Source organism: Streptomyces sichuanensis (assembly GCF_020328095.1).
Classification (GTDB): Bacteria; Actinomycetota; Actinomycetes; order Streptomycetales; family Streptomycetaceae; genus Streptomyces; species Streptomyces cinnamoneus.
Genome location: NZ_JAIXMK010000004.1, coordinates 275,756 through 288,509, shown reverse-complemented (window position 1 = coordinate 288,509; position 12,754 = coordinate 275,756). Strand labels below are relative to the sequence as shown.

The following is a 12,754-nucleotide window of genomic DNA, read 5'->3' as shown; positions in this document are numbered from 1 at the left end:
CTTGGCCCTCTACCTTTAACAACAGCCGAGGACGGATAGGGCGGATGAGCAGCAACGAAGACAGGCTTCTCGAATACCTCAAGCGGGTCACCGGAGATCTCCGCCAGGCCAGGGAGCGCCTGCGCGAGGTCGAGGAAAAGAACCAGGAACCCATCGCGATCGTGGGCATGGCCTGCCGGTACCCCGGCGGCGTGCGATCGCCGGAGGACCTGTGGCAGCTGGTGGTCTCCGGCGGCGACGCCGTCGGGGACTTCCCGGCGGACCGCGGCTGGGACGTGGAGGGCATCTACGACCCGGACCCGGACGCGTCGGGCAAGACCTATGCGCGGCACGGCGGATTCCTGTACGAGGCGGGGGACTTCGACCCCGAGTTCTTCGGGATCAGCCCGCGCGAGGCCGTCTCGATGGACCCGCAGCAGCGCCTGCTGCTGGAGACCACGTGGGAGACGTTCGAGCGCGCCGGCATCGACGCGGAGTCGCTGCGGGGCAGCCGGACCGGGGTCTTCGTCGGATCCGGCTACCAGGACTACCTCAACCTCCTGCTCGGTGTGGCCGGCGACTCCGACGGCCACCTCGGGACCGGCAACTCCGCCAGCGTGATGTCCGGCCGCGTCTCCTACACCTTCGGCCTGGAAGGGCCGGCGGTCACGGTCGACACCGCCTGCTCGTCGTCGCTGGTGGCGCTGCACTGGGCGATCCAGTCGCTGCGCAGCGGCGAGTGCTCGATGGCGCTGGCCGGCGGCGTGATGGTGATGACCTCGCCCACCGCGTTCGTCGAGTTCAGCCGCCAGCGCGGGCTGGCGCCGGACGGACGGTGCAAGCCGTTCGCCGCCGGCGCGGACGGCACCGGGTGGGCCGAGGGCGTCGGCATGCTCCTGGTGGAGCGACTCTCCGACGCCCGCCGCAACGGACACCAGGTCCTCGCGGTGGTGCGCGGCAGCGCGGTCAACCAGGACGGCGCATCCAACGGCCTGACCGCCCCGAACGGCCCCGCGCAGCAGCGGGTCATCCGCCAGGCACTGGCGTCCGCCGGTCTGTCCCCCGCGCAGGTGGACGTGGTGGAGGCGCACGGTACGGGCACCCGGCTGGGCGACCCGATCGAGGCGCAGGCGCTGCTGGCGACCTACGGCCAGGAACGCCCCGAGGGTCAGCCGCTGTGGCTGGGCTCCTTGAAGTCCAACATCGGGCACGCCCAGGCCGCCGCCGGTGTCGGCGGCATCATCAAGATGGTCATGGCCATGCGCCACGGCGTCCTCCCGCGGACGCTGCATGTGGACGAGCCGACGCCGCACGTGGACTGGACGTCGGGTGACGTGCGCCTGCTGACCGACGCCATGGCCTGGCCCGAGTCCGGCCACCCCCGCCGGGCCGCCGTCTCCTCCTTCGGCGTCAGCGGCACCAACGCGCACACGATCATCGAGCAGGCTCCGGCGGAGGACGAGGAGCCCGCGGAGCAGTCCGCCGCCACGCCCGTCACCGGACCGCTGCCGTGGGTGCTGTCCGCCAAGAGCAACGATGCGCTGCGCGCCCAGGCGGCCCGGCTGCTGTCCCACGTCACGGGCGGCGAGGCGTCGCCGGCGGACGTCGGGTTCTCGCTGGCCACCACGCGCGCCGCGTTACGCCACCGGGCCGCCGTGGTGGGGGAGGACCGCGACGCCCTGCTGAGCGGCCTCAAGGACCTGGCCGCCGGCGTCCCGTCGGCCGGGGTGGTGCTGGGGCGTCCGGCCGGAGGCAAGACCGGTTTCCTCTTCTCCGGCCAGGGATCGCAACGCCTGGGCATGGGCCGGGAGCTGTACGCGTCCTACCCGGTGTTCGCCGCCGCGTACGACGAGGTGTGCGCACACCTGGACACCCCGGTCGACGTCGACTCGGACACGGTGCACCAGACCGGAAGCGCCCAGCCGGCGCTGTTCGCGACCGAGGTGGCGCTGTTCCGGCTCCTCTCCTCCTGGGGCATCCGCCCCGACTACGTCGTGGGCCACTCGGTGGGCGAGATCGCCGCCGCGCACGTGGCGGGCGCGCTGTCGCTGGAGGACGCGGCGAAGCTGGTGTCGGCGCGTGCCGCACTGATGCAGGCGCTGCCCGCCGGCGGCGCCATGGTGGCGGTCCAGGCCACCGAGGACGAGGTCGCGCCGCACCTGACCGAAGGCGTGAGCATCGCCGCGGTCAACGGGCCCTCGTCGGTCGTGGTCTCCGGTGAGGAGGCGGCGGTGCTGGCCGTCGCCGCGGTCTTCTCCGGGGAGGGACGGAAGACCTCGCGGCTGAAGGTCAGCCACGCCTTCCACTCGCCGCTGATGGACCCCATGCTCGACGACTTCGCCCGCGTCGTGGGTGAGCTGGCCTTCGAGACGCCGCAGATCCCTGTCGTCTCCAACGTCACCGGTCGTCTCGTGGAGGAGTACACCGCGGACTACTGGGTCCGGCACGTCCGCGAGGCGGTGCGTTTCGCCGACGGCGTCCGGGCGTTGCACGCCGAGGGCGTGAGCACGTTCGTGGAGATCGGCCCCGGCGGGGTGCTGAGCGCCATGGCGCAGGGCTGCCTGGACGAGGCGGTCACCGTGCCGGTGCTGCGCGCCGACCGCCCCGAGCGGCCGGCCCTCACCACGGCCCTCGCCCAGCTGTACACCCACGGCGTCGCCGTGGACTGGAGCGCGTACTTCTCCGGGGCGCGGACGGTCGGCCTGCCGACGTACGCGTTCCAGCACGAGCGGTACTGGGTGGACGCGCCGGAGGCCGCCGCCGTGGCGGCGGATCCCGTCGACGCCGAGTTCTGGGAGACGGTGGAGCGCGAGGACGTGGCCTCGCTCGCGGCCACGCTGGACGTCCGCGCCGAGGACGCGTTCAGCGACGTCCTGCCGCGCCTGTCGTCGTGGCGGCGGCAGCGCAAGGAACAGTCCGCCGTGGACGGCTGGCGCTACCGCGAGTCGTGGAAGCGGCTGAGCGAGCCCGCCCCCGCCGGTATCGACGGCACCTGGCTGCTGGCCGTGCCGGAGGAGGAGAACGAGCAGGCCGCCGCGGTCCGCGCCGCGCTCACCGCGCGCGGTGCCGAGCTGAAGACCCTGGTCATCGGTCCGGCGAGCGACCGCGACGGCCTGGCCCGGGAACTGGCCGGACTCGGACCGGTCGACGGCGTGCTGTCCCTGCTCGTCACCGGACACCCCGTGCTGTCGACGCTGCTGCTCGTCCAGGCCCTGGGCGACGCGGCCGTCGACGCCCCGCTGTGGTGCCTCACCTCGGGCGCCGTGGCCGTGGACGGCTCCGACGCGGTGCGCGACGCACGCCACACCCAGGTCTGGGGCTTCGGCCGGACGGCCGCCCTGGAACTGCGCCGCCGCTGGGGCGGCCTGATCGACCTGCCCGGCACCGTCGACGACAAGGCCGCCGCACGGCTCGCCGCGGTCCTGGGACAGGCACGGACGGGCCGCTGGGAAGAGGACCAGCTCGCCGTCCGCCCCTCCGGCGTCTTCGCCCGGCGGCTCGCGCACGCACCGGCCCGTCCGGCCTCCGGCCGGTGGCAGCCCCGGGGCACGGTCCTCGTCACCGGCGGCACCGGCGCCCTCGGCGGTCACGTCGCCCGCTGGCTGGCCCGCAACGGGGCCGAGCACCTCGTGCTCACCAGCCGCCGGGGCGCGGACGCACCGGGCGCCGCCGGGCTGCAGGCCGAACTGGAGGCCCTCGGCGCCCGGGTCACGCTCACCGCGTGCGACGTGGCCGACCGCGACGCCGTGGCAGCCCTGCTCGCCGAGCACACCGTCACCGCCGTGATGCACACCGCCGGAGTCGCCGACGCCGGCATGGTGGCCGACACGACCCCGGCCGCCTTCGCCGCCGCGCTCGCCGCGAAGGCCGACGGAGCGGCCCACCTGGACGAGCTGCTGGGCGACCGGGAGCTGGACGCCTTCGTCCTCTTCTCCTCCATCTCCGGCGTCTGGGGCAGCGGCGGCCAGGCCGCCTACGCGGCCGGCAACGCCTTCCTGGACGGACTCGCGCGGCAGCGACGCGACCGCGGACTCGTGGCGACCGCCGTCTCCTGGGGCCCCTGGGCCGACGGGGGCATGGTCGAGGACGGCGACGACGAGGAGCGGCTGCGCCGCCGGGGGCTGTGCGCGATGGCCCCCGAGGCGGCGATCACCGCCCTGCACCACGCGCTCGACCGCGACGAGGCCCTGCTGACCGTGGCCGACGTGGACTGGGCACGGTTCATCGTGCCGTTCACCCTCGGCCGCCCCAGCCCGCTGCTCGGCGACCTCCCCGAGGTGCGCGCGGCACAGGCGCAGGACAGCGCCCCCGCGGAGAACCACGGCTCCGGGGCGCTCGCGGAGAGCCTCGCCGGGCTGTCGCACGACGACCGCGAGCGTTCGCTCGTGGACCTCGTCCGCACGCACGCGGCCACCGTGCTCGGGCACCGCGGAGCCGGCTCGATCGAGGCCGACCGTCCCTTCCGGGACCTCGGCTTCGACTCCCTGACCGCCGTGGAACTGCGCAACCGGATCAACGACGAGACCGGCCTGGCACTGCCCACGACCCTGGTCTTCGACCACCCCACGGCCGCCGGCCTCGCGGCCCACCTCAACGCCGAACTCTTCGGCGGCGAAGGACCGCAGACCGCGGTCGCGGCGGCGGCCGCCGTGCTCGACGAACCGATCGCCATCGTCGGCATGGCCTGCCGCTACCCCGGCGGGGTCCGCTCGCCCGAGGACCTGTGGGAGCTCGTCCTGTCCGGACGGGACGCCGTCTCGCAGTTCCCCGGCAGCCGGGGCTGGGACGTCGAAGCGCTCTACCACCCGGACCCCGACCACGCCGGCACCACCTACACCACGCAGGGCGGCTTCCTGCACGAGGCGGCCGAGTTCGACCCCACGGTCTTCGGCATCAGCCCGCGCGAGGCCGTCGCCATGGACCCGCAGCAGCGGCTGCTGCTGGAAACCTCGTGGGAAGCCTTCGAACGGGCCGGCATCGCCCCCGACACCGTGCGCTCCACCGCGACCGGCGTGTTCGTCGGCTCCGGCTACCAGGACTACGCCGCCCGACCGCTCAAGGTCCCCGACGGCGTCGAGGGCTACCTCTCCAGCGGCAACTCCGCCAGTGTGATCGCCGGCCGGCTCTCCTACACCTTCGGCCTGCAAGGCCCGTCGGTCACCGTCGACACCGCGTGCTCCTCCTCGCTGACCGCCCTCCACCTCGCCGTGCAGGCCCTGCGCAACGGCGAGTGCTCGATGGCGCTGGCCGGCGGCGTGATGGTGATGTCCAGCCCGTCCGCGTTCACGATGTCGAGCAGGCAGCGCGCGCTGGCCGCCGACGGCCGCTGCAAGGCGTTCTCCTCGTCCGCCGACGGCACCGGCTTCGCCGAGGGCGTGGGCCTGGTCCTGGTCGAGCGCCTCTCCGACGCCCGCCGCAACGGGCACGAGGTCCTCGCCGTCGTGCGCGGCAGCGCCGTCAACCAGGACGGCGCCTCCAACGGCCTGACCGCGCCCAGCGGCAAGGCCCAGCAGCAGGTGATCCGACAGGCACTGGCCAACGCCCGGCTCACGCCCGCCGACGTCGACGCCGTGGAGGCCCACGGCACCGGCACCAGGCTCGGCGACCCGATCGAGGCGCAGGCACTGCTGGCCACCTACGGCCAGGAGCGCGACGAGCCGCTGTGGCTCGGTTCGCTGAAGTCCAACATCGGCCACTCCCAGGCGGCAGCCGGCGTCGGCGGCGTCATCAAGATGGTGATGGCACTCCGCAACGGCGTCCTGCCCCGGACGCTGCACGTCGACGAACCCACCCAGGACGTCGACTGGTCCGCCGGGAACGTGCGCCTGCTCACCGAGCAGATCGCCTGGCCCGACCAGGACCGGCCCCGGCGCGCCGCCGTCTCCTCGTTCGGCATGAGCGGCACCAACGTGCACACCATCATCGAACAGGCCCCGCAGGCCGGGCACGCCGCCGAGGACGAGCACGCCCCCGCCGGCACGGACGGCACCGCCGAGGCCGCGGACGCCTTCCCCTGGCCGCTGTCCGCGAAGTCCGCCCGCGCCCTGCGGGAACAGGCACGCCGGCTGCTGGGCCACCTCGACAGCACCGCCGGGCTCGGCCTGCCCGACGTGGGCCGCGCCCTCGTCACCACACGGGCACAGCTGGAACACCGGGCCGTGGTCGTCGGCCGCGACCGGCACGAGATGCGCGCCGGACTCGCCGCACTCGCCGGCGGCGAGCCGTCGGACACCGTCGTCCAGGGCACCACCGGCGCCTCGGGCAAGGTCGCCTTCGTCTTCCCCGGCCACGGCTCGCAGTGGACGGGAATGGCCAGGGAACTGCTCGACACCTCACCGGTCTTCGCCGAACAGGCCCGGGCCTGCGCGGCGGCCTTCGCCCCCTACCTCGACTGGCCGCTGCTCGACGTCCTGCGCGCCGAGCCGGGCGCACCGGGCGTGGACGAGGTCGAGGTCGCCCAGCCGGCACTGTTCACGGTGATGGTGTCGCTGGCCGCGCTGTGGCGCTCCCACGGGGTGACGCCCGCCGCCGTCATCGGCCACTCGCAGGGCGAGGTCGCCGCCGCGTACGTCGCGGGGGCCCTGACCCTGGACGACGCCGCCAGGATCGTGGCGCTGCGCAGCCGGACGCTGACCAAGCTGATCGGCAAGGGCGCGATGCTGGCCGTCGCGGCACCCGCCGCCCTGATACGCGGCAGGCTGGAGAAGTACGGCGACCGGCTGTCCGTCGCCGCCGTCAACGGGCCCGCCACCCTCACCGTCTCCGGCGACCCGGACGCGGTCGACGAACTGATGGCGGAGCTCGAAGGCGAGGGCCTGCGCGTCCGCAAGGTCCGCGGCGCCACCGGCGCCGGGCACTCCGCCCAGGTCGAGAGCCTGCGCACGGAGCTGCTGGAACTGCTGGCCCCCGTCTCGCCGCGCCCGGCGGAGATCCCCTTCTACTCCACGGTGACCGGCACCGCCCAGGACACCACCGGCCTGGACGCCGAGTACTGGTACCGCAACGCCCGCCGGACGGTGGAGTTCGAACAGACCGTGCAGACGATGCTGGAGGACGGGCACGGGGTCTTCGTCGAATGCAGCCCGCACCCGCTGCTGGTCGGCGCCGTGCAGGAGATCGCGGAGACCACCGACGCCGAGGCCGTGACCGGTGCGTCGCTGCGCCGGGACCAGGGCGGCATGGACCGCTTCCTGCGCTCCGTGTCCGAACTGCACGTCAACGGCGTGCACGTGGACTGGACGGTGCCCTTCGCCGGCTACCCCGTACGGCGCGTGGACCTGCCGACGTACGCGTTCCAGCGGCAGCGGTACTGGCTGGAGGACGCCGACCCGGCGCCCGCGGGCGCCGACCCGGTCGAGGCCCGCTTCTGGGAGCTCGTCGAGCGCGCGGACGTCGAGGAGCTCGTCGGCGAACTCGATGCGGACGGCGCAGCCCTCATCGGCCCGGCGCTGCCGGTGCTGTCCGCGTGGCGGCAGCGCCACCGCGAGAAGTCCACGGTGGACGGCTGGCGCTACCGGGTCACCTTCCGGCAGCTGACCGACGACCAGGCGGCCCCCGAACTGGACGGCCTGTGGCTCGCCGTGCTCCCCGCCGGACTGGCGGACGAGGAGTGGGCGGCCAGCGTCGTGGGCGCGCTCGGTGCCCACGGGGCCAAGGTGCGGGTGGTCGAACTGCCCGTCGACTGCGACCGTGAGGACGCCGCGGCCCGGCTGGAGGCGGAACTCGCCGGCGAACGGCCCACCGGGGTCCTCTCCACCCTGGGCCTGGCCCCCGGCCTGCACCCGGCCCACCCGACGCTGTCCGCGAGCCTCGCCGCGACCCTGACCCTGCTGCAGGCACTGGGCGACCTGGGCGTGGAGGCACCGCTGTGGTGCGCGACCCGGGGCGCCGTCTCCGTCGGCACGTCCGACCCGCTGCGCGACGCCACCCAGGCACAGCTGTGGGGCCTCGGCATCGTGGCCGCGCTGGAACAGCCCCGGCGCTGGGGCGGAATGCTCGACCTGCCCGAGGCACTGGACGAGCACGCCCTGCGACGCCTGGCCGGGGTACTGGCCCAGGACGGCGAGGACCAGCTGGCCGTGCGCGCGGACGGCGTGTTCGCCCGCCGCATGGTCCGCGCCCGGCCCGCCGACGCACAGCCCGCCCGGCAGTGGCAGCCGCACGGCACCGTACTGATCACCGGCGGCACCGGAGGCGTCGGCAGGCACCTGGCCCGGTGGCTCGCCGGCGCGGGCGCCCAGCACCTGGTGCTCACCGGCAGGCGCGGGCCCGACGCCCCCGGCATGCGGGAACTGCACGCGGAACTGACCGCCCTGGGCGCCGACGTCACCATCGCCGCCTGCGACGTCGCCGACCGCGACGAGGTCGCCCGGCTGCTCGCCGGCATCGAGTCCCGCCACCCGCTCACCGCGGTGCTGCACGCCGCCGGCACGGCACGCTCGTCGCTGCTGACCGACGCCGGTCACGAGGAGTTCGCCGAAGCGGCGGCCGCCAAGGTCACCGGCGCCCTCCACCTCGACGAACTGCTGGGCGACCGCGAGCTGGACGCCTTCGTCCTCTTCGCCTCGGGGGCCGGAGTCTGGGGCAGCGGCGGCCAGGCGTCCTACGCCTCGGCCAACGCCTTCCTCGACGCCCTCGCCCTGCACCGCCGGGCACGCGGCCTGACCGCGACCTCCGTCGCCTGGGGCGGCTGGGCCGGCGGCGGCATGGTCGACGACGCCGTCCAGGAGCGCGGCGAGAAGCGGGGCCTGGGCTTCATGGCCCCCGAACTGGCCATCTCCGCCCTGCACCAGGCCGTCGAGCACGACGACCCGGTCCTGACCGTCGCCCCGATCGACTGGGAGCGGTTCCTGCCCGCCTTCACCGTGGGACGGCCGAGCCCGCTGCTGGCCGACCTGCCGGACGTACAGCGGCTGCTGGAGGCCGAGCAGCTCGCCGAGGAGACGCACGGCGAAGCGGCCCTGGCGGCCGAGGTCGCCGGCCTCGCCCCGGCCGAGCAGGAGGAGAGGCTGCTGGAGCACATCCGCTCCCAGAGCGCCGTCGTCCTCGGCCACGCCTCCGCGGAGGACGTGCCCCCCACCGCACAGTTCCTGGAACTGGGCTTCGACTCGCTCACCGCGATCGACCTGCGGCGGCGCCTGTCGGCCGCGACCGGTCTGAAGCTGCCCGCCGGGCTGGCCTTCGACCACCCCACGCCCGCCAGGCTCGCCAAGCACCTGCGGACGCTCCTCGCGGGCTCCGGGCGCGGACCCGCCCAGGAGGACCGGCCCGTCGACATGCTCGTGCAGCTCTACCGGCACGCGAGCGAGACCGGGACGGCCGGCGAGGCCATGGCGATGCTGACGCAGGCGGCCCGCTTCCGGCCCTCCTTCGAACGGCCCGAGGACCTGGCCATCCGGCCCGAACCGGTGCGGTTCTCGCAGGGCGACCTGCCGTTCGCGCTGATGTGCTTCGCGCCGTACGTCGCCCCGTCCAGGGTGCTCCAGTACGCGCGGTTCGCCGCCCCCTTCCGCGACCGGGCCGACGTGTGGGCGCTGGCCCACCCGGGCTACGAGGAAGGCGAGCTGGTCCCGGCCGACGTGGACGCCGTGCTCCGGCTGCACGCCCGCACCGTACTGGAGTGCGCCGACGGCAAGCCGGTCGTCCTGCTCGGCTACTCCTCGGGCGGCTGGATCGCCCACGGGGTGGCGGCGCACCTGGAGGCCCAGGGCGTGCAGCCGGCGGCCGTCGTCATGGTGGACAGCTTCAGCCGCAAGGTCCCCTTCGACCACAAGGTGCTCAACGCCATGGCCCAAGCGCAGTCACAGCGCCTGGACTTCATGAGCTCCGGCGCCGAACAGCTCACCGCGATGGGCCGCTACATCGGCCTGTTCGACGAGTGGGACGCACCGTCGGTCACCGCACCGACCCTGCTCGTACGGGCGGGCGAGCCCATGCTGCGCGACGCCGCGGACGGCGACGGACGCGCGGCGCCGCCCGAGCACGTGGAAACCGTCGTCGAAGTGCCGGGAAACCACTACTCGATGATGGAGCACCACGCCGACACCACCGCCGCAGCGGTGCAGTCATGGCTGGCCGGCCTCGGCACACAACCGCCCGGTCACCGGTGACCGAGAACCCGCCCGGCAGATCACGGACACGAACAGCAGCGCAGAACACAGCAGACGTGGGAGAGAAGCATGACGAAGTCGCTCTACGAGATCGGTGAGACCCCACCGCTCGGCGAGGTCCCGCAGCAGATGTACGCCTCGGTCATCCGGCAGGACCGCTACGGCCCGCCCAAGCAGGCGTTCCGCACCGAGGTCGTCGACACCCCCCGGGTGGGCCGCGGGCAGGTGCTGGTCTACGTGATGGCCGCCGGCATCAACTACAACAACGTGTGGTCCTCGCTGGGCACGCCGGTCGACGTCATCGGGATGCGGCAGCGCCAGGGGCAGCCGGAGGACTTCCACATCGGCGGCTCGGAGGCGTCCGGCGTGGTGTGGGCGGTCGGCGAGGGCGTCCGCAACGTCTCCGTGGGCGACCATGTGTCGCTCACCAGCGGCCAGTGGGACGAGACCGCCGAGGACATCCGGCTGGGCACGGACCCCCTGGTCTCCAACAGCATCCAGGCATGGGGCTACGAGACCAACTACGGCTCGTTCGCGCAGTTCTGCCGGGTCGACGAGTACCAGTGCCACCCCAAGCCCGCGCACCTGTCGTGGGAGGAGTCGGCGGCGTTCCTGCTCACCGGTCCCACCGCCTACCGGCAGCTGTTCGGCTGGCACGGCAACACGGTCAACCCCGGCGACCCCGTGCTGATCTGGGGCGGTGCGGGCGGCCTCGGCTCGATGGCCATCCAGCTCGTCAAGATGGTCGGCGGCATCCCCATCGCGGTGGTCTCCGACGAGGCCCGCGCCGAGTACTGCCGCGGCCTCGGGGCGAAGGGCACCATCAACCGCCGCGACTTCGACCACTGGGGCCGGCTGCCCGACGTCGACGACGCCGAGGGGTCGGCGCGGTTCCTGCGCGGTGCGCGCGGCATCGGCAAGCAGATCTGGGAGATCCTCGGCGAGCGCAGGTCCCCGCGGATCGTGCTGGAGCACAGCGGCCAGGACACCCTGCCGACGTCGATGTACCTCTGCGACAACGGCGGCATGGTGGTGATCTGCGGCGGCACCTCCGGCTACAACGGCGACATCGACCTGCGGCACCTGTGGATGCGCTCCAAGCGCCTCCAGGGCTCGCACTACGCCGGCGCCCGCGAGTGCCGCGAGGTCATCAACCTGGTGGGCGCCGGCCTGCTCGACCCCTGCCTGTCGGCCTGCGAGGGCTTCGAGGACATCGGGCGCATGCACCAGATGATGCACGACAACGTCCACCCCTCCGGGAACATGGCCGTCCTCGTGAACGCGACCCGGCGCGGCCAGACGACGCTCGAACTCCCCGCCGCCGCCTGACCGTTCCCACCGCAGCACGACCGCCCCTCACACCAGCAAGCGCAAGGAGAGTCATGACCGAGCCCACCACCGCCCCCGCCGTCCCCAAGGCGCGCAGCTGTCCGTTCCTGCCGCCGGACGGCCTCGCCGGCATCCGCTCGGACGCCCCGGTGACCCGGGCCACCTTCACCAGCGGCGACGAGGCATGGCTGGTGACCGGCTACGAGCAGGTGCGCGCCGTGCTGCGGGACCCGTCGTTCAGCGTCCAGGTGCCCCACGCGCTGCACACCCAGGACGGCGTCGTGACCCAGAAGCCGGGCCGCGGCAGCCTGCTGTGGCAGGACGAGCCCGACCACACCACGGACCGCAAGCTGCTCGCCAAGGAGTTCACGGTCCGGCGCATGCAGGCGCTCCGGCCGAACATCCAGCGCATCGTCGACGACCACCTCGACGCCATCGAGGCGCAGGGCGGCCCCGTCGACCTGGTGAAGACCTTCGCCAACCCCGTGCCCTCCATGGTGATCTCCGACCTGTTCGGCGTCCCCGTCGAGCGGCGGGCGGAGTTCCAGGAGATCGCCGAGGCGATGATGCGCGTCGACCAGGACGCCGCCGCCACCGAAGCCGCCGGCATGCGGCTCGGCGGGCTGCTCTACCAGCTCGTCCAGGAGCGCCGGGCCAACCCCGGCGACGACCTGATCTCGGCGCTGATCACCACCGAGGACCCCGACGGCGCCGTCGACGACATGTTCCTGATGAACGCCGCCGGCACCCTGCTGATCGCGGCGCACGACACCACCGCCTGCATGATCGGCCTCGGCGCGGCCCTGCTGCTGGACCGCCCCGACCAGCTGGCCCTGCTCCGCGAGGACCCGGAGCTGATCGGCAACGCGGTCGAGGAACTGCTGCGCTACCTCACCATCGGCCAGTTCGGCGGTGAGCGCGTCGCCACCCAGGACGTGGAGATCGGCGGAGTGCGCATCGGCAAGGGCGAGCAGGTGGTGGCGCACGTCCTGGCCGCCGACTTCGACCCCGCCTTCGTGGACGATCCGGAGCGCTTCGACATCACCCGCCGCCCCGCCCCGCACCTGGCGTTCGGTTTCGGCCCGCACCAGTGCATCGGCCAGCAGCTGGCCCGCATCGAGCTCCAGATCGTCTTCAGCACCCTCTTCCGGCGCTTCCCCACGCTGCGCCTGGCCAAGCCCGTCGAGGAGCTCCGCTTCCGCAACGACATGGTCTTCTACGGCGTGCACGAGCTGCCCGTCACCTGGTGACCCCCGCACCACGGTGAATCCCCCCGGCGAGCAGCGCCCGCGGCCCGCGGGCGCTGCTCGCCGCATTCCAGACGCTGAGGAACCACG

Annotated in this window: 2 protein-coding genes and 1 pseudogene; all 3 read left to right on the top strand. The window is 73.7% G+C overall.

Going from position 1 to position 12,754, the window contains the following annotated elements; genetic code table 11:
- Positions 1-86: 86 nt before the first annotated feature.
- Positions 87-10,088, top strand: a pseudogene (locus LE181_RS03180) (type I polyketide synthase); the annotation flags it as partial.
- A 69-nt stretch (positions 10,089-10,157) separates the two neighbouring features.
- On the top strand, positions 10,158-11,417 hold the full coding sequence (gene ccrA / locus LE181_RS03170; protein ID WP_225659342.1) for a crotonyl-CoA carboxylase/reductase: 1,260 nt from the start codon (positions 10,158-10,160) through the stop codon (positions 11,415-11,417).
- A gap of 53 nt (positions 11,418-11,470) precedes the next feature.
- Entirely contained in the window at positions 11,471-12,667 is a 1,197-nt protein-coding gene (locus LE181_RS03165) for a cytochrome P450 (RefSeq protein WP_225659341.1), read from the top strand.
- Positions 12,668-12,754 lie beyond the last annotated feature (87 nt).

What these genes read in the sequence shown, in the direction of transcription:
- ccrA (WP_225659342.1), top strand. Translation starts at nt 10,158, where the DNA reads ATGACGAAGTCGCTCTACGAGATCGGTGAGACCCCACCGCTCGGCGAG.
- LE181_RS03165 (WP_225659341.1), top strand. Translation starts at nt 11,471, where the DNA reads ATGACCGAGCCCACCACCGCCCCCGCCGTCCCCAAGGCGCGCAGCTGT.